The sequence below is a fragment of the Sporofaciens sp. JLR.KK001 genome, assembly GCF_036941055.1.
Classification (GTDB): domain Bacteria; phylum Bacillota; class Clostridia; order Lachnospirales; family Lachnospiraceae; genus Sporofaciens.
Genome location: NZ_JAYMNO010000001.1, coordinates 2,950,520 through 2,969,947, shown reverse-complemented (window position 1 = coordinate 2,969,947; position 19,428 = coordinate 2,950,520). Strand labels below are relative to the sequence as shown.

Annotated in this window: 17 protein-coding genes; all 17 read left to right on the top strand. The window is 50.8% G+C overall.

Features of this window, described 5'->3' with window-relative positions:
- Positions 1-446 precede the first annotated feature (446 nt).
- The 17 genes from ltrA to rpsO all read left to right on the top strand — a co-directional run bounded on the left by ltrA (position 447) and on the right by rpsO (position 19,419).
- Positions 447-2,075 carry a group II intron reverse transcriptase/maturase gene (gene ltrA, locus VSQ62_RS15360; protein WP_334635699.1) on the top strand — a complete coding sequence of 543 codons (1,629 nt, stop codon included), beginning with the start codon at positions 447-449 and terminating at the stop codon, positions 2,073-2,075.
- Positions 2,076-2,569: 494 nt separating this feature from the next.
- A complete protein-coding gene (locus tag VSQ62_RS15355) occupies positions 2,570-3,343 on the top strand; it encodes a polyphosphate polymerase domain-containing protein (RefSeq protein WP_334635698.1) in 774 nt (257 codons plus the stop codon).
- Between the two features lie 19 nt (positions 3,344-3,362).
- Complete coding sequence (locus tag VSQ62_RS15350; protein ID WP_334635697.1) at positions 3,363-4,037, top strand: DUF4956 domain-containing protein; 675 nt, start codon at positions 3,363-3,365, stop codon at positions 4,035-4,037.
- Positions 4,038-4,087: 50 nt separating this feature from the next.
- A complete protein-coding gene (locus VSQ62_RS15345) occupies positions 4,088-5,959 on the top strand; it encodes a carbohydrate-binding domain-containing protein (protein ID WP_334635696.1) in 1,872 nt (623 codons plus the stop codon).
- Positions 5,960-6,080: 121 nt separating this feature from the next.
- Complete coding sequence (locus tag VSQ62_RS15340; RefSeq protein ID WP_334635695.1) at positions 6,081-7,367, top strand: 5-bromo-4-chloroindolyl phosphate hydrolysis family protein; 1,287 nt, start codon at positions 6,081-6,083, stop codon at positions 7,365-7,367.
- Positions 7,364-8,497 (top strand): toxic anion resistance protein, encoded by a 1,134-nt coding sequence (locus VSQ62_RS15335; RefSeq protein WP_334635694.1) that lies wholly within the window; start codon positions 7,364-7,366, stop codon positions 8,495-8,497. Before VSQ62_RS15340 ends, VSQ62_RS15335 begins: the two co-directional genes overlap by 4 nt.
- 134 nt (positions 8,498-8,631) lie before the next feature.
- Positions 8,632-9,099 (top strand): ribosome maturation factor RimP, encoded by a 468-nt coding sequence (rimP, locus tag VSQ62_RS15330; protein ID WP_334635693.1) that lies wholly within the window; start codon positions 8,632-8,634, stop codon positions 9,097-9,099.
- 17 nt (positions 9,100-9,116) lie between these two features.
- On the top strand, positions 9,117-10,490 hold the full coding sequence (gene nusA / locus VSQ62_RS15325) for a transcription termination factor NusA (protein WP_334635692.1): 1,374 nt from the start codon (positions 9,117-9,119) through the stop codon (positions 10,488-10,490).
- 32 nt (positions 10,491-10,522) lie between these two features.
- On the top strand, positions 10,523-10,777 hold the full coding sequence (gene rnpM, locus VSQ62_RS15320; RefSeq protein WP_334637674.1) for an RNase P modulator RnpM: 255 nt from the start codon (positions 10,523-10,525) through the stop codon (positions 10,775-10,777).
- Positions 10,778-10,787: 10 nt separating this feature from the next.
- Positions 10,788-11,087 carry a L7Ae/L30e/S12e/Gadd45 family ribosomal protein gene (locus VSQ62_RS15315; RefSeq protein WP_502957820.1) on the top strand — a complete coding sequence of 100 codons (300 nt, stop codon included), beginning with the start codon at positions 10,788-10,790 and terminating at the stop codon, positions 11,085-11,087.
- A 14-nt stretch (positions 11,088-11,101) separates the two neighbouring features.
- On the top strand, positions 11,102-14,077 hold the full coding sequence (gene infB / locus VSQ62_RS15310; RefSeq protein WP_334635690.1) for a translation initiation factor IF-2: 2,976 nt from the start codon (positions 11,102-11,104) through the stop codon (positions 14,075-14,077).
- A gap of 42 nt (positions 14,078-14,119) precedes the next feature.
- A complete protein-coding gene (gene rbfA / locus VSQ62_RS15305; RefSeq protein WP_334635689.1) occupies positions 14,120-14,497 on the top strand; it encodes a 30S ribosome-binding factor RbfA in 378 nt (125 codons plus the stop codon).
- The gene (locus VSQ62_RS15300) at positions 14,487-15,428 is read left to right on the top strand and encodes a DHH family phosphoesterase (protein WP_334635688.1); all 942 of its coding nucleotides are present in this window, start codon (positions 14,487-14,489) and stop codon (positions 15,426-15,428) included. Before rbfA ends, VSQ62_RS15300 begins: the two co-directional genes overlap by 11 nt.
- Before the next feature lie 34 nt (positions 15,429-15,462).
- Positions 15,463-16,374: a tRNA pseudouridine(55) synthase TruB gene (gene truB, locus VSQ62_RS15295; RefSeq protein WP_334637672.1), complete on the top strand. Its 912-nt coding sequence runs from the start codon at positions 15,463-15,465 to the stop codon at positions 16,372-16,374.
- A 33-nt stretch (positions 16,375-16,407) separates the two neighbouring features.
- Positions 16,408-17,334 (top strand): riboflavin biosynthesis protein RibF, encoded by a 927-nt coding sequence (gene ribF / locus VSQ62_RS15290; RefSeq protein WP_334635687.1) that lies wholly within the window; start codon positions 16,408-16,410, stop codon positions 17,332-17,334.
- A gap of 12 nt (positions 17,335-17,346) precedes the next feature.
- On the top strand, positions 17,347-18,999 hold the full coding sequence (locus VSQ62_RS15285; RefSeq protein ID WP_334635686.1) for a Na/Pi cotransporter family protein: 1,653 nt from the start codon (positions 17,347-17,349) through the stop codon (positions 18,997-18,999).
- Between the two features lie 153 nt (positions 19,000-19,152).
- Positions 19,153-19,419, top strand: coding sequence for a 30S ribosomal protein S15 (rpsO, locus tag VSQ62_RS15280; RefSeq protein WP_334635685.1), 267 nt, complete (start codon positions 19,153-19,155; stop codon positions 19,417-19,419).
- Positions 19,420-19,428: the final 9 nt, after the last annotated feature.

The window sequence follows — 19,428 nt, the reverse complement described above, 5'->3', positions numbered from 1 at the left end:
GATATATGATGATGAGTAAGGAATTCTACAAGAAGATTCCATTGTTTAAAGCGTGCTAACATTAGCACGCTTTATTTTTTGTGGTGCGCCCGGTAGTGGGAAGGATACAGCCAATGGCAAGGGTGTCGAGGGTGACTGCGAATCTGAAGGAAGCCGGAGGCAAAACTCTGGTCTGACGGACAGAAATCATATCAGGCTGTAAATGAGGGCAAGACTGCCACACAAGCCAAAGCCCAATAACTACACGGAATCATTTGCAGTAAATATGGCGGACATAAGAGGAAAAGAACGTGTGAGTACCCGGGGAGGTCTCACGGACGTGGGGAGTTCCTTTTACGAACCACGGTTGAAACAAGATTTATCGTGAGAAGTCAGCATCAGCCGTATTACGATACCCGGCCAGTCGACGGGCTGGGAAAGGGCTGAACCTTAGGAGGTGAGAGTCAATGAATGTTACCAAAACCGAGAGAAAAGAAAGCACAAAACATTGCTGTGGCAGTGGCTGCCGCCAGAGGGATAGTGCGGAACACAAAGAGGAAGGCGGAGCGCTTATCGGTCAGAGGATAACTGAAAATAACGTCACCAACGCTGACAGAAATGTAAATAGTCTCCTGGAAAGAATCGTAAGCCCGGAGAATCTCAACCAGGCGTATAAACGAGTGGTGAGAAACAAAGGGGCAGGCGGAGTCGATGGTATGAAAGTGGGTGAACTCCTGCAATACCTGAAAGACAACGGCGGGGAAAAAAGGGCTGTTCTGGCGGGGAAATATAAGCCAGCTCCGGTACGGAGGGTAGAAATACCCAAAGAGAACGGGAAGAAAAGAATGTTGGGGATACCAACGGCGGTAGACCGGGTAATCCAGCAGGCAATCGCGCAGGTGCTTACCCCAATCTATGAACCGGAGTTTGTAGAAACAAGCTACGGCTTCAGACCGGGGAAAAGTACCCATGACGCAATCCGGAAATGCCAGGAATATCTGAACGAGGGGTATGTATGGGCGGTAGATATGGACTTGGAGAAATTTTTTGATACGGTGAACCAGAGTAAACTAATCGAAATCCTGCCGAGGAAGATAAAAGATGGAAGGGTGATATCGCTCATTCATAAATACCTCCGAGCAGGAGCAGTATACTGCGGAAAATTCGAGGATACAACAATCGGCGTGCCGCAAGGGGGACCACTAAGTCCACTATGTGAGAATATCATGCTGAACGAGTTGGATCACGAATTAAAGAAGCGAGGACACTGTTACGTACGTTACGCGGATGATATGGTGATATTATACCGAAGTAAAGCAAGCGCAAAGCAGACTTTGGAACATATCATACCATACATTGAAAGAAAATTATTCCTCAAGGTAAATCAGGAGAAAACAGTGGTAGCCTATGCCGGGAAGATAAAATTTCTGGGTTATGGATTTTACAAGAACCAGAAAGGATTCCAACTACGGGTACACGAGAAGTCCAAGGGAAAGATGAAGGCGAAAGTCAAAAGACTTACCGGAAGGCGATATGTGTCCGATTATGAAGGATTCTATATTCAGATGGTTTGGCTAAACCATCCCTTACCCTTTGGGTGGACAGGCTCAAAGCCGACCGTGTCCTTGCCGCACTCATTGGCTGCTCTACGGATTCCCTTCCGCTACTCGGTTCTTATTTTGACTTCATGGACATGCTATAACAGTGAACTCAGGACAGACATCCCTCTGATCCTGCATTTTACCAGCGCAAGGCGCCATGATTCCGTCAATTTTCTTGTCGTTTTCCATGAACTGGAAAAACATATGCCGGCTGTTTCCGCCTCGAATATGTGCCTGGATTCTGCAATGGACAATTCCCCCACCTACCGGATCCTTAAAAACAGGGGAATACGGGCCTTCATCGACCTGAACCACAAATGCGGCCAGCCAAAAACATTTGCGTCCGGAGCGCTTTCCATAAAGGCTTACGAGAATGGAGAGTGCGTAGGGCAGGTCAGAATTCCGCCGTCAGCAGGCGTGAATCCTGAATTTTTGAGTGAAGAACAGTGGGGACAGGTACTTGAAAGAGAAGGTAAGCTAAGGGCGGGCAAGTAAGAGAATAGGGAATACGCAAAGGAACAAGTGCCTGTACATTTCCAAAGGCGATAAAGAATTTTGATCTGGTTGCCAGGAGGATGATACAGAGCTGATCGAGGTCATTATGGTATCTTTTGACAGAGATACCTAACAGCCAATATTTAGAACAGCCGGAAATTCTGGAGCAATATCTGCCCTGGTCAGTGACACTGCCCGAGAAATGCAGACTGAAACATGAACGTTAAAAATGCCTCAATAAATGATGATGTTAGTATAGCAAATCTATACCGGGTTTACTAGACGTCATCTTTTGAGGCACTTATATTTCATTTCACCTTTTTTTCACAGTTTTACCATATTTCTCCCACATTTCCTGACTATAATAACTTCACTGCATTTATCTTAGAGACGGTCATCTCCTTCCTGATTCAATTGGCATTGATGACAATACCGAATGCCGACTGTCTCCAAGATAATGCATTAATATATAGAAGATATATAAGGAGCAGGAAATGAGCAGTCAGAACGTATTTGAACGAGTGGAGAAGAAGTATCGGTTGAATCAGAAGCAGTATGAATTGTTTCTGGATGCGGTGTCGGGGAAGATCCATATGGACGAATATGGATTACATACCATCCGCAATATTTATTATGACACATCTGATTATGAGTTGATCCGTCGGTCGCTCGACAAACCCCGATATAAGGAGAAGTTCCGGCTTAGAGGTTATGGTGAGATCCGGGAAGACAGTACGGTATTTCTTGAGATCAAGAAGAAGTATCAGGGGATTGTCTATAAGCGAAGAGCGCCGATGCCCATGAAGCAGGCGAGGAGCTATCTGGAAGCGGGGAAGCGATTAGAGCAGAAGAGTCAGATCATGAATGAGATTGAATATTTTTTCGAGCTCTATCACCCCAGGCCCAAGGTATATCTTGCCTACGACAGAGAGGCTTATGTGGGGAACGAGGATGAGGAATTGCGGATCACAATAGACCAGAACATCCGAAGCCGAAGCCACCGGCTGGAATTATCCTATGACGGGGAATGCCGGTTTTTGAATCTGGAAGAGTATCTTATGGAGATAAAGGCGGCGGGCGCTTATCCTGTCTGGCTTGCAGAGTTGCTGTCCAGGCTGGAGATTTTCCCTGCTTCTTTTTCCAAATATGGAGCGGTATATTGTATGGCTCATAGCACGCAGAAGACAAATAACAGGATATTCTGTCTTCCGCAAAAGCCGCTGAATGTGCAGGCAAGCCCGTTTGGTCCGTTGCCTGCGGGAATATAAAGATACAGGAGTGGTAAATATGTTTACAAGTATATTGAATAATATGGAAGGCAGTCTGACGATCCAGGAGGCGTTGTCGTGCACGGCGGTTTCTCTTGTGCTGGGGCTTATGATCGCGGCTCTCTATGGATATCAGGGGGTGTGCAGTAAGAATTTTATGATGACGATCGTGCTCCTGCCGGTGTTAGTGCAGATGGTGATCATGCTGGTAAACGGCAATCTTGGAACCAGTGTCGCCGTGCTTGGGGCATTCAGCCTGGTTCGGTTCCGGTCGGTTCCGGGGTCATCTAAGGAGATCGCAGTAATCTTCTTTGCCATGGCGGTGGGACTTGCAACAGGAATGGGGTTCCTGGGATTCGCGGCAGCGATGACGGTTGTAGTCGGCGCGGTATTCTTCCTGTTGGAGAAGACGCATTTTGGTGAGTGGAAGCAGGAGCGGAAGGATCTTAGGATTACGATTGCGGAGCATCTGGATTATACGGGGATTTTTGAGGATATTTTTGAGAAATATACCAGCAAATGCAGCCTGCAGAGGGTGAAGACTACGAATCTTGGAAGTATGTATGAGCTGGATTATCATATAACCTTGAAGGATGTAAGTAAGGAGAAGGAGATGATCGATGAGATCCGCTGCAGGAACGGCAATCTTACGATCATCTGCGGGCGCAGGGCAACCGTCCAGGAAGAGCTATAGGAGGAAGGCAGATAGGGTGCGGACAGCAGGAGACGGACGGAAGAACTGCGATGGATGCAGAGGCAGTGTCAGACCGTTCGGAACATGCCAAAGTGTCCGCTGTTGATCTTACGGAAGGGAAGTATAGTGAGGAGAAATTGGATGGCGTCTGGGAAGAGGAGGCTTCGGTACAGATTCAGTTGAATGAAGAAAAGATTACGGTTAAGACTTCTGAGCCAGGAAATGAAGCGGACGGTGCAGATTATAATCCCGGCGTGGATATTTCGGAGGGGCGGGCAGTGATCACTCAGGCGGGGACGTATGTCTTATCAGGGACACTGGAAGACGGACAGATTGTGATTGATGCGGATAAGGAAGAGCTGGTCCGTCTGGTGTTAAATGGTGTGGAACTGAGTTGCAGCAGTTCGGCGCCGATCTACAGCAAAGGCGGGAACGTGGTGATTATCCTTGCGGAAGGTACGGAGAATGTGGTTACAGACGGTATGGAGTATATATATGAAGAAGGAGAGGAAGAACCGAGGGCTGCAATTTTTGCGAAGGATGATCTGACATTTAACGGAACCGGTGTATTAAGCGTTATAGGGAATTATAAGCATGGAATCCAGTGTAAGGATGATCTGAAATTCATTACCGGTACCTATGAGGTCAAGGCGGCGGAAGACGGGATCGTCGGGAAGGACAGTATTACCGTGAGAAACGGGAATTTTACTATTGACAGCGGAGATGACGGGATGAAAGCGACCAATATCGAGGAGACGGATAAGGGGTATGTTCTGATCGAGGACGGTTCTTTTCAGATTACGGCCGGCGGGGACGGGATTCAGGCGGAGACGCTGCTGCGGGTGAATGACGGGAACATGGAGATCACAACAGGCGGGGGAAGCCAGAATGCCGCTGTCAGTGCAGAGAAGCCGATGGACGGAGGAAGGGCTATGCCGAATGGATCAAATGAAGAGATGCAGGGAGGCAGAATGCTGCCGCCGGAAGGAATGACGCCGTCGGAAGGAATGGAAGACGGCTTTGCCGGCGGAGGTCAGCCGCCAAAAGGAGCGCCGCCGGATGAACCAGGAGCAGATGAAGAATCAGCCGCGGCTTCTGACAGCAGCAAAGCCCTGAAATCCTATGTGGAACTGATCATTGGGGGAGGGGAATTCGACTTGGATTCCTGTGATGACGGTATCCACAGCGATCAGAATGTGATTATAAGTAATGGGTCTTTCCGTATTAGTACAGGAGACGACGGAATCCATGCAGATCAGACCTTGACTATAGAAGATGGAGACATAGATATTCAACAGAGTTATGAAGGCATTGAAGGATTTGAAGTGGTAATTGACGGAGGAAATGTGAAGATTCTGGCGTCTGATGACGGAATCAATGCGGCAGGCGAAGCTGATGAGGCAGACTCGGTTGATGATTCGGCAGACGATGGCGGGGAAGCAGAAAAGCCGGATCACGGCAGAGGAAATCCCATGGCAGAGGAAGATCAGGGCGCAACGTTGACCATCAACGGCGGTACGGTATATGTGAACGCCGGCGGGGATGGATTGGACGCCAACGGGGATATTTTCATCAACGGCGGGGATATAACCGTTCACGGACCGGCGGACGGCGGGAACGGAACGCTGGATTATGCATCGTCTTGCAAGATTACCGGGGGTACGTTTGTTGGGGTCGGCAGCGCCGGGATGATCCAGAATCCAAGTGAAGACTCTGCGCAGCCGGTGATCGTCTGGAAGTTAGATGAACCTGTGGAGGCCGGGACGGTGATTGCCGTCAAGGATAAGGAAGGTAAGGTGATCGTGAAGAAAACAACAGAAAAAATGGTGCAGTGGTTAACAGTATCTTCTCCGGAGTTCATAGAAGGGGAAACTTATACGGTCTGTGTGGGTGATAGGGTTAAAGAGGTGAATTTGGAATAAGATTGAAAAGTACAGGCTTTAGCCTGTACTTTTTGCCGTTCGTCTGTCACATTCGGATATTGCTGTCAGGATATGAATGTGTTACAATAGGAACAGCAAAATTGGAGGACAAAAAGACAAGATGATAAACCGGGATTGGGAGAAATTCGGAGATGATATCCGCAGGACCGTTCAAAATGCGATTGATTCACAGGATTTTGGTAAGCTGAATCAGACCATTACGAACACGATCAACGACGCGGTTGACAACATTACAAGTAGTATCAGGAACGTACAGGGGAATCAGGAGAACCGGAAGTTTGGCATGTATCAGAAGGGGCATCCATACCAGGCGCAGACGCGCCAGTCACCTTCATATCAGAAGAAGCTCCCGAAGCTTTTCCGCAAAATGTCTTCCGTGAGTACCGGCGGAGCGTTGATGACGGTCGCGGGAGCAGTATTAGGCGGTGTTGGATTGATTCTGTTCATCCCACTGCTTTTTTCAAGCCTGCTTAGAGGATGCGGTATTCTGGAGATCATGATGATGGCAATCTTCCTGATTCTCTCGGCGGGAGGCTGTGTGCTGTACGGATGCGGGAGCGGCATCCGCGGCAGGGTAAGGAGATTCCGGACCTATATACAGATCCTGGGGCAGCGGGAATACTGCAACGTCCGGGAACTGGCGGACAAGTCTAAGAAGAAGGTAAAATATGTGATAAAGGACCTGGAGTATATGCTTTCGAAGAAGTGGTTCCTGCAGGGGCATCTGGATGAGCGGAAGACCTGCCTGATCGTAAGCGACAGGATGTATCAGCAGTATCTTGAGATAGAGGCGGACAGGAAGGAAAATGAGCTGGAAGAGTTAAGACGCGATACCCGGGAAGAAGCGGTCAGAACCGGGAAGAAAGCAGGCGGAAAGACAGCGGAGCAAAGCAGGGATGGAGGGACTCAGACGGCCGGCCGGTCCGATCTGCCGGCCGAGGTTCAGAGAGTGATCGGCGAGGGAGACGCCTATATCCGGAAGATCCATGCCTGCAATGATGCGATTCCGGGAGATGAGATCTCGGCGAAGATTTCGAGGATGGAGATGCTGGTTGACAAGATCTTCGACCGGGTAGAGCAGGATCCGGAGTCTGTGGATGATATCCGTAAGATGATGGATTACTACCTGCCGACTACGGTGAAGCTTCTGGAGGCGTACCGGGAGCTTAGCGCCCAGCCGGTGGACGGTGAGAATATACGGTCTTCGAAACGGGAGATCGAGGCGACGTTAGATACGCTTAATGTGGCGTTCGAGAGGCTTCTTGACAGCATGTTCCAGGAAACGGCGTGGGATGTATCCTCAGATATATCGGTGCTGCAGACTATGCTCGCCCAGGAGGGCCTTGTGGATGACGGATTGAAGATTGGAGGACAAGACAGAAAATGAATGAATTCGAAGAATTTAACACAGTTCCGGAACTGACATTGGAACCATTTAAGAAGGAAGAACCCAAGATATTGGAGCAGACAGAGAAGAAGGACCCGATGCTTGACGAGAGTATCTTATCGGAGGAAGAGAGACGGGCGGTGGATGCATTTGCCGCACAGATCGACCTGATGAATTCCAATGCGATCCTGCAGTACGGGGCAGGAACCCAGAAGAAGATGGCGGATTTTTCTGAGGCTGCCCTTGAAAATGTGAGGACGAAGGATCTGGGAGAGGTTGGAGAGCTGCTCTCAGGCGTGGTGAAGGAGTTAAAAAGCTTCGATGAAGAGGAGGAGAAGGGCTTCCTGGGAATCTTCAGGAAGACTTCCGGGAAGATCCAGAACATGAAGATCAGATATGCCAGGGCAGAGACGAATATCAATCAGATCTGCAAGGTGCTGGAGTCCCATCAGGTACAGCTTTTGAAGGATATTGCGGTGCTGGATAAGATGTACGGGCTGAATCTGACGTATTTCAAAGAATTATCCATGTATATCATGGCGGGGAAGAAGAAGCTTGCCAAGGTCAGGGGAAGCCAGCTCCCGGAGCTTCTTGAGAAGGCTCAGCGGACGGGGCTTGCAGAAGACGCTCAGGCGGCGAGGGACTTAGATGCCATGTGCAACCGGTTTGAGAAGAAGATCCATGACTTGGAGCTTACCAGGACGATCTCGATGCAGACGGCGCCGCAGATACGCCTGGTACAGGGCAACGATACCCTGATGGTGGAGAAGATCCAGTCTACGGTGGTCAATACGATACCGCTGTGGAAGAGCCAGATGGTATTGGCGCTTGGAGTGGAGCACTCTGCGCAGGCGGCGGCCGCGCACCGGGAAGTGACGGATATGACCAACGAGCTGCTGAGGAAGAATGCGGATACGCTTAAGATGGCGGTAACCGAGACGGCCAGGGAAGCGGAACGGGGCGTTGTGGAGATCGAGACGTTAAAGCACACCAATGAGACGCTGATCTCGACCCTTGATGAGGTGATGCAGATCCAGAGGGAAGGAAGGCAGAAGCGCGCCGAGGCTGAGCAGGAGATGCGGCGGATCGAGATGGAGCTTAAGACGAAGCTTCTGCAGGTACAGGGCTAATTATCCGAACAAATTTTTTGAAAACCCTTGATTTTACAGATATATGGTGCTATACTAGCATACAGTTACATAAGGGAATCGGCAGAAGAGTGGACGGAAGTTCACTCTTCTTTGTTGATAAGGAGGATCAGATATTGACAAAAAGAGAGATGTACGAGAAGAATACCGAAGAGATCCTGCTTCCCATGATGGAGGAGCTGGGATTCGAACTTGTGGACGTGGAATATGTGAAGGAAGGCAGTACCTGGTATCTCCGGGCATATATTGATAAGCCGGGAGGGATCAATATAGACGACTGCGAGACAGTAAGCCGCAGGCTTTCGGATATTCTGGACGAGAAGGATTATATCGACGAGGCGTATATTCTGGAAGTAAGTTCACCCGGACTTGGGCGGCCTCTGAAGAAGGAGAAGGATTATAAGAGGAGTCTTGGAGAGGAAGTGGAGATCCGGACGTACCGCATGATAGACAGACAGAAGGAATTTACCGGGATACTGAAGGAATATGATGAGAAGACGGTGACCATAGAGCCTGACGGCGGAACTTTATTGACGTTTGATAAGAGTGATATAGCACTGATCCGCCTGGCATTTGATTTTTGAGATAGGAGGAGAATAAGATGAATACCGAATTGTTAGAAGCATTGAATATATTAGAAGAGGAGAAGGAGATCAGCAAGGAGACGCTGTTGGATGCCATAGAGAATTCTTTGCTGAATGCCTGCAAGAATCATTTTGGGAAGGCTGATAATATCAGGCTGATCATGGACCGGACCACCTGTGAATATTCTCTTTTTGCGGAGAAGACGGTGGTGGAAGACGTGGAGGATAAGCTGGAGGAGATAAGCCTTGAGGATGCAAGGGAGATCGACGGGAAGTATGAGCTTGGAGATATTGTACAGATCCCGATCGAATCGAAGTCTTTTGGACGTATCGCGACGCAGAATGCGAAGAACCTGATCCTTCAGAAGATCCGCGAGGAAGAACGCAAGGTGGTCTATGAGCAGTATTTTGAGAAGGAGAAGGACATTGTGACGGGTATCGTCCAGCGTTATGTGGGCAGGAATGTGAGCATTAACCTGGGTAAGGCGGACGCCATGCTGACCGAGAATGAACAGGTCAAGGGAGAGGTATTCAAGCCGACCGAGAGGATCAAGCTGTACGTGGTGGAAGTCAAGGATACGACGAAGGGACCTAAGATCCTGGTATCAAGGACGCATCCGGAGCTGGTGAAGCGTCTCTTCGAGGCAGAAGTGACGGAGGTGAAGGACGGTGTCGTTGAGATCAAGAGTATCGCCAGGGAAGCGGGAAGCAGGACGAAGATCGCGGTGTGGTCTAACGACCCGGATGTGGATCCGGTCGGAGCCTGTGTCGGTATGAACGGCGCCCGTGTCAATGCGATCGTCAATGAACTGCGCGGAGAGAAGATCGACATCATCAACTGGAGCGACAACCCGGCAATCCTGATCGAGAATGCGTTAAGTCCGGCCAAGGTTATTTCCGTTATGGCGGATCCGGATGACAAGACGGCAGGCGTTATCGTGCCGGATTACCAATTGTCGCTTGCCATCGGTAAGGAGGGGCAGAACGCCAGACTTGCGGCAAGGCTTACCGGATATAAGATCGATATCAAGAGTGAGACGCAGGCGATCGAGTCAGGCGACCTTCCGGAGAATTATCTGGAGCTTGGCGAAGGAGTATTCGAGGAAGAATACGAGGAGCCGTATGCTGAGGACGGCGAATATGCTGAAGACGGCTATGAGGACGGTGAGTATGCCGGAGACGAGTATGTCGAGGACGGCTATGAAGAAGGCGAGTATGCCGGAGACGGTTATGCCGGGGACGGTTATGAAGAAGGCGAGTATGCCGGAGACGAGTATGCCGGGGATGGATACGAAGACGGCGAGTATGCCGAGGACGGATACTCTGACGGTGAAGATCCGGAAGACGGCTATGCCGAGGACGAGATCATATTTGAAGAAGTAGAGGATTAGGTGATTATTTGGCTGCGAATAGAAAGGTGCCTATGCGCAGATGCGTGGGCTGTCAGGAAATGAAGAGTAAGAAAGAGATGATCCGTGTGATCCGGACGCAGGAAGGCGAGTTCTCGCTGGACGCGACCGGTAAGAAGAACGGGCGGGGGGCATATATCTGTCCGTCTGCAGAGTGCCTGAGGAAGGCTGTCAGGAATAAGGGACTGGAGCGTTCGTTCAAGCAGCCCATTCCGGCACAGGTGTACGAGGCATTGGAAAAGGAGATGGGAATACTTGGGACAGAGTAGAGTGTTGTCGATGATCAGTATGGCTACCAAGGCCGGGAAGACGGCAAGCGGTGAGTTCTGTACAGAGCGTGAGGTCAAATCCGGCGGCGCCGCGCTGGTCATTGTGGCAGGAGATGCGTCTGACAATACGAAGAAGAAATTTAAGAATATGTGTGACTATTATCACGTGCCAATCTGTTTTTATAGAGATAAAGATACCTTAGGGCATGCAATGGGGAAAGAGTTCAGAGCATCCCTTGCAATACTGGATGAGGGATTTGCAAAGGGAATCAGGAAGCATATGGATACAGAAGATGACACAATTGCATAGAGGAGGTAGTTAATATGTCAAAGATCAAGATATACGAATTAGCCAAGGAGCTGAATGTTCCGAGCAGGGAAGTGCTTGAATTCCTGAACGGGAAGAATATAGAAGTTAAGAATCATATGAGCGCGCTTGAGGAGGCGGATGCCGATGTGGTGAGGAAGTCTTTCGTTAAGGCTGAGGCGGCCCCGGCGAAGCCGGAGCAGGAGGCGCCGAAGAAGAAGAATATCGTGCATGTGTTCCGCCCGCAGAATACACAGAACGGCGCGAAGCAGGGAAGAAGGCCCGGAGCCAAGGCAGGACAGCCGCAGGGGAAACCGATGCAGGTGAATAACGGACGTCCGGCAAAGGCGGCGCCTGCACGTCCGGCAGCCCCGGCAGAGAAGGTACAGCAGGCAAAGCGTCCGGCGGCAGAAGCGGCAAAGCGCCCGGCAGCGGCGGAGACAGAAGCGGCAAAGCGTCCGGCAGCTCCGGCGGCAGCGGAAGCAATGAAGCGTCCCGCGTCGGCAGTTGGGAAACCGCAGGGCGGTGCAGGATCGGACAGAGGAGCAGAGCGGTCTTCCGACAGAAGACCGTCACAGAGACGTCCAGAGCGTTCCGACCGTCCTGACAGGAATGGAGAGAGACGTTCGGATTCCAGATCCGGTCAGCAGGGGCAGCGTTCCGACCGTCCTCAGGGAGGACGTTCTGACCGTTTCCAGGGAGACAGAGACAACCGAGACCGCGGCGGCAGATTCGGAGATAGAGACAACCGGGACCGCGGCGGCAGATTCGGAGACAGAGATAACCGGGACAGAGATAATAGAGACCGAGATAATCGGGACCGCGGCGGCAGGTTCGGAGACCGGGATAACCGCGATCGTTTCCAGGGGGACCGTGACAATCGAGACCGGGACGGCAGAGACCGTTTCCAGGGAGACCGGGATAACCGGGACCGCGGCGGCAGATTCGGAGACAGAGACAACCGGGACAGAGATAACCGAGACCGCGGACAGGGGCGTAAACCCGGAGAGAGATCTGACCGCAGGGGCGGCGATAAGAGAGGCAGCGGTTCCGGTATTCCGGCGCCGGCTGTGGAGACACAGAAGCCGCAGCGCAGCAAAGGAAAGGGCAAGGACGACCACAAGAAGAAGGATTACCGCCGCGAGGAGGAAGAAGGAAGGCTTGCCAAGGGCAAGAAGAAGCCTGACCAGAAGCAGCAGCTCCAGAAGCCGCAGAAGGTACAGCAGAAGGTGGAGGAAGAGATCAAGTCAATCGTGATTCCGGAGGTTCTTACCATCAAGGAACTGGCTGATAAGATGAAGATCGTACCTTCCGTCATTGTGAAGAAGCTGTTCATGAAGGGCAAGATCGCGACGGTCAATCAGGAGATCGATTATGAGACCGCAGAAGGCATCGCGCTGGAATTCGATGTTCTCTGCGAGAAGGAAGAAGTCGTAGACGTAATAGAAGAGCTGCTTAAGGAGGAGGAAGAGGACGAGAGCAAGATGAAGAAGCGTCCGCCGGTAGTCTGTGTCATGGGTCACGTTGACCATGGTAAGACATCTCTTCTGGATGCGATCCGCCATACGAACGTGATCGATAAAGAGGCGGGCGGTATCACTCAGCATATCGGCGCATATGTGGTGGATATCAATGGAGAGAAGATCACATTCCTTGATACGCCGGGCCATGAAGCATTTACCGCAATGCGTATGCGAGGGGCAAGCTCCACGGATATCGCGATCCTGGTGGTTGCGGCGGACGACGGCGTGATGCCGCAGACGGTAGAGGCGATCAACCACGCGAAGGCGGCGGGAGTAGAGATTGTTGTTGCGGTCAATAAGATTGATAAGCCAAGCGCGAACATCGAGCGCGTGAAGCAGGAACTTACCGAGTATGAGCTGATCCCTGAGGACTGGGGCGGAAGCACGGTATTTGTACCGGTATCCGCCAAGACAGGGGAAGGTCTTGAAGACCTGATGGAGATGATCGTGCTGACGGCGGAGGTGTTAGAGCTTAAGGCTAACTCCAACCGGCGCGCAAGAGGCCTGGTGCTGGAGGCTCAGTTAGACAAGGGAAGAGGTTCCGTTGCTACCGTTCTTGTACAGAAGGGTACGCTCAGAGTAGGAGATTCCATTGCTGCGGGATCCGCCTATGGTAAGGTAAGAGCGATGATGGACGACAAGGGACGCCGTGTGAAGGAGGCAGGGCCTTCTATGCCGGTGGAGATACTTGGATTAAACGACGTGCCGAACGCAGGTGAGGTGTTTGTCGGATGTGCCAATGACAAAGAAGCAAGAAACTTTGCAGAGACATTTATCTCTCAGAGCAAGGTGAAGCTTCTTGAAGATACAAAATCAAAACTGTCTCTGGATGATCTGTTTAACCAGATTCAGGAAGGTAACTTAAAAGAACTTGGAATCGTCGTGAAGGCGGATGTACAGGGTTCTGTGGAGGCAATGAAGCAGAGTCTTCTGAAGCTTACGAACGAGGAGGTTGTCGTGAAGATCATCCACGGCGGCGTCGGCGCTATCAACGAGTCCGACGTAAGCCTTGCGTCAGCGTCCAATGCGATCATTATCGGATTCAATGTGCGCCCGGACGCAACAGCCAAGGAGACGGCAGACCGCGAAGGCGTGGATATCCGTCTGTACCGCGTCATCTACAATGCGATCGAGGATGTGGAAGCGGCCATGAAGGGAATGCTGGATCCGGTATTCGAGGAGAAGGTACTGGGTCATGCGGAAGTGCGCCAGACATTCAAGGCTTCCGGTGTCGGCACGATTGCCGGGTCCTATGTACTGGACGGTATCTTCGAGAGAGACTGCTCCGTGCGCCTGACAAGAGACGGAATCGTGATCTTCGAAGGACCGCTTGCGTCACTGAGACGATTCAAGGATGATGTGAAGGAAGTAAGAGCGGGATATGAGTGCGGATTTGTGTTCGCCAACTTTAACGATATCAAGGAAGGCGATCTGGTCGAGGCATTCAAGATGGTCGAGATACCAAGATAGGCAGATGATTTATCCCGCGGTATCAGTAAGAAGGAGTAAGAAATGAGAAAGAGAAGTATTAAGAATACCAGAGTCAATACGGAAGTACAGCGGGAGCTAAGTAATATCATAAGAAATATGAAGGATCCCCGTGTCGCGCCATGGACTTCGGTGGTTGCGGCAGAGGTGGCTCCGGACCTTAAGACCTGCAAGGCTTATATCAGCGTGCTGGGAGACGGGAAGGCGCAGGAAGATACCATCAGGGGTCTTGAGAGTGCGGAAGGTTATATCCGGCGGGAGTTGGCGCATACGCTGAATATGCGTAATACGCCGGAGATACGTTTTATATTGGATCAGTCGATCGAATATGGAGTCAATATGTCGAAGAAGATTGATGAAGTGAACAGGAATATGACAGAGGGAGATGCAGATGCTGAATAAAATTCTGAAAGATGCTGTGACTGTTGCCATTGGCGGACACATCCGTCCGGATGGAGACTGTGTGGGTTCGTGCATGGGACTATACCAGTATATCAAGGATAATTATAAGGATAAGAGAGCCGATGTGTATCTGGAAGAGATTCCAGATGCATACAGATGCCTTAAGGGTACGGAAGAGATACGCCATGAGATTCCCAAGGATACGGAATATGACCTTTTTATCTGCCTGGATTGCGGGGATAAGGACCGGCTTGGCTTTTCCGTTCCGTTGTTCGAGCGGGCGAAGCAGACGTATTGCATTGATCATCATATCAGCAACGAAGGATTTGCCGGGGACAGCTATATTGTGCCGGACGCCAGCTCTACTTCGGAGCTTATTTACGATCTGATGGATGAAGAGTGCATTTCCCTTGATACGGCGACTGCGCTTTACCTGGGGATTGTGCACGATACCGGCGTCTTTCAGTATTCCTGTGCGGCTCCTTCCACCTTCCGGGCGGCGGCTAAGCTGCTTGAGAAGGGTGTGGATGCGCCTAAGCTCATTCAGGATACATATTATGAGAAGACCTATGCCCAGAATCAGATCTTGGGAAGGACGCTGCTTGAGAGTATCCTGTTCATGGATAAGGCCTGTATCGCTTCTTATATAACGAAGAAGACGATGGATTTCTATGGTGTGGATGTGAAGGACTTAGACGGGATCGTGAGTCAGTTAAGGACTACGAAGGGCGTGGAGGTTGCGATCTTCATGTATGAGCTGGAGACCAATGTCTATAAGGTAAGTCTAAGGTCCAAGGAGCGGGTGGACGTGAGCCGGATCGCGAAGTATTTTGGCGGCGGCGGACATAAGAAGGCTGCGGGCCTGACCATGAGAGGCACCTATTACGATGTGCTCAACAATCTGTCAGAGCAGATAGAGCTCCAGCTATAGAAGACTACAGAAGGGCAGGACAAAAGTGGACGACATGATACATGGTATTTTAAACGTGTACAAGGAGAAGGGCTATACCTCTCATGATGTGGTGGCGAAGCTTAGAGGAATCACAGGGCAGAGGAAGATCGGCCATACGGGGACGTTAGACCCTGATGCCGAAGGCGTTCTGCCGGTGTGCCTTGGAAGAGGCACGAAGCTCTGTGATCTGTTGACCGACAGGGATAAGACCTATGAGACGGTGCTGCTTCTAGGACGGGTGACAGACACGCAGGACATCAGCGGTACGATGCTTAAGAGCCAGGATATTTCCGGTATCAGCGAGGAGTCCGTAAGGGCGGCGACAGCAGGCTTTGTCGGCGGGTATGAGCAGATACCGCCTATGTATTCGGCGCTTAAGGTCAACGGAAAGAAGCTGTATGAGCTTGCGAGAGAAGGTATAGAGATCGAACGAAAGGCGAGAGCTGTTAAGATCTACGGGATCGATTTTATTTTCATGGAGCTTCCCAGGGTGAAGCTGCGGGTACAGTGTTCCAAGGGTACCTATATACGGACTCTGTGCCACGATATCGGAATGAAGCTTGGCTGCGGAGGGTGTATGGAGGAGCTGACCCGCACCCGCGCAGGGCAGTTTACTCTGGAGACGAGCCTGACGCTCTCCGAGATCGCGCTGAGGAAGCAGGAGGGGCGCCTGATGGACGCGGTGATTCCTGTGGATGCGGTGTTTGAAGATTATCCCAGGCTTACTGTCCGGAAGGACTGGGAGAAGACGGCGAAGAATGGCAATCCGCTGCCAGGGAAGGCGTTTGCCGGTATGGACGGCACAGATCATTGCCGGGGCAATGTAAGAATCTACGATGAGAGCGGGCAGTTTCTCTCGGTCAGCCGCTGGCGGGAGGAAAGAGACGAATATCATATCATAAAGATGTTTTATGTGCCTCAATAAGCTGTTTGAGGATACATGTGAAGAGGGACAATTATGCAATACATCAACAGACTGTCCGACTACGTGGACAGCAGGGAATCAGCAGTGACCTTCGGTAAATTTGACGGCCTGCATAAGGGGCATCAGAAGCTTATTGAGAAGGTGCGGGAATTGAGCGCCGGAGAAGAACTTGCCGGTATTGTGTGTGCATTTGACATGAGACCGCTGTGGGAACGTACAGGGAAGATACCGCAAATGCTGATGACGCCGGAGGAAAAGCAGAGATATCTGGGCGGGAAGGCCGGGACGCTGGTGAACTGTCCCTTTAGCGAGGCTTTTAGGCAGATTGAGGCAGAAGCTTTTATCAGGGATATCATATGCGGAACGTTTCATGCGAGATATGTGGTAGTTGGGACGGATTTTCAGTTTGGTCATCACAAACGGGGGGATATTGGGATGCTTCGCCAATATGCCGGTGAGTACGGATATGAGCCGATTGTGATCGAGAAAGAGAGATACGGAGACCGTATCATCAGCAGCACCTATATCAAGGAGCTTCTAAGTCAGGGAGATATCCGTACGGTATCTGCTCTGCTTGGATATCACTATGGGATTACTGGGACGGTGGAGCATGGCAGGAAGCTTGGAAGAACGCTTGGATTCCCGACGTTCAATGTGGAATGGCCAAGGGAGAAGCTGGCGCCGCCTTGGGGAGTGTACTTGAGTGATATACTGGTCGACGGGCAGTGGTTCCACGGAATCTCTAATGTGGGCGTAAAGCCGACGGTGAGCAGGAAAGAGAGAGTGTTGATCGAAAGTTTTTTGTTTGGCTATCAGGGCGAGGCATACGGTAAAGAAGTTACTGTAAGATTACTTCAATTCCGGCGTGCGGAGCGGGCATTTGCAAGCGTGGAGGAGCTTCGGGCATGTATCGGCCGGGATGTTGAGTACGGGAAGCATTTTTTCGCGAATGAGGAGTAAAGGAGAATACGAATGAGTATCACAACGATTTTTTCGCTGTTGGGCGGGCTTGGCTTCTTCCTGTATGGAATGAAGCTGATGAGCGAGGGGCTTGAGAAGGCGGCCGGAGCCAAGATGCGGAGTATACTGGAGTTTTTTACCAAGAACCGGTTCATTGGAATGGTGGTGGGAATCATTTTCACGGCGATCATTCAGTCTTCCAATGCCACAACGGTAATGGTTGTCAGTTTTGTTAATTCAGGCCTTATGAATCTGATGCAGGCGTCAGGGGTGATCCTGGGCGCTAATATCGGTACGACGGTCACCGGGCAGCTAATCGCGTTCAATCTGTCGGATATCGCGCCTCTAGTGGTGATCATCGGCGTCGTGATGGTAATGTTTTTCAAGGAACAGGGGGTCAAGAAGATCGGTGAAGTAATCCTGGGCTTTGGTGTTCTGTTCATGGGACTGAGCATCATGGGCGACAGTATGGCAGCGGTGAAGGAGTCGCCAAGGATCATAGAGTTCCTGTCGTCTCTTACCAATCCATTTGCGGCGATCCTGACCGGTTTTGCGATTACGGCGATCCTGCAAAGCTCTTCGGCAACGGTAGGCATCATCCTTCTGATGGTATCCCAGAATCTTCTGGATTTTGCTATCTGCCCGTTTATGATCCTGGGGTGCAACATCGGCTCCTGTGTGTCTGCGCTGGTTGCGAGCTTGAGCGGCAAGAAGGATGCGAAGCGGGCGGCCATGATTCATTTCCTGTTTAATGTGATCGGGTCGGCGATCATGTTCGTTGTCCTTCTGCTTGCCCTCAGACCGTTTACGGATATGATGCTCTATATCTCAGGAGGGAATCTGGCGAGGGCTGTTGCCAATGTACATACGCTGATGAAGGTTGTCGAGGTGGCGATGCTGTTCCCGTTCATGGGATGGATCGTGAAGGCGACCTACCGGATCGTTCCCGGGGATGACACGGTTTCTGCGGAAGACGAATATGAGCTGCCGTTTATCGGCGGCGGCAAGATCCTGTCGTCAACTACGGCCGTGGTGAACGGGATCGCCGAAATCGAGCATATGGGAAGAGTCGCCATGCAGAATCTGAAAGTGTCCATGGATGTGCTGTGCAACCCGGATGAGGAGAAGATCAAGGAGGTCTACCGCAGGGAAGCCTACATTGATTATATGAACCGCAAGATTACGGATTATCTGGTGCGCGCCAATGAGCTTGTGCTGCCGATCGCGGATGAGCGGCTGATCGGAGGATTGTTCCATGTGGTGAATGATATCGAGCGTATCGGGGATCATGCGGAGAATTTTGCCGATTCTGCCAAATCCCGGCTGGAGCAGCAGGTGCCTTTCAGCGACAAGGCGAAGCGCCAGCTTCAGGAGCTGAATGCGAAATCCGTGAAGATATTGGAGTATTCTCTTGAGATGTTCAAGAACCGGAACTATAAGCATATGGAGGAGATTCTGCAGTTGGAGGACGAGATCGATGCTATGGAGAAGAAGCTGCAGAATTCTCATGTGAAACGTCTGACGAAGAATAAATGTACCCCGGAAGCGGGCATGATGTTCTCAGATACGATTTCAGGTCTGGAGCGTGTGGGCGACCATGCGACCAACATTGCGTTTGCCATATTAGAGCCGGCTTCTTCGATGGATGACGATGACGAGGATTAAGGGGAAATAAGTCTTTACAGCCGTCGGGTATTGTGCTATACTTGTTAACTGTGAGAGCCGATGTTCGGTAAATGGAAGCTCCAACCATTACTTAATATCAGGCGTATTTTATAAGGACCGGAAGAGGTCTTAAGATTTAAGGAGGATAAAAGCATGATTACAAAGCAGCAGAAAGAGCAGATCGTAGCAGATTACGGAAGGACAGCCGGGGATACAGGTTCACCGGAGGTACAGATTGCGATTCTGACAGCAAGGATCAATGATCTGACAGAGCATTTCAAGAATAACCCGAAGGATCATCATTCAAGAAGGGGTCTTCTTAAGATGGTCGGACAGAGAAGAGGTCTTCTGGCATATCTGAAGAAGACGGATATCGAGAGATACCGTTCTCTGATCGAGAGATTAGGACTTAGAAAATAGGAGTTTGGG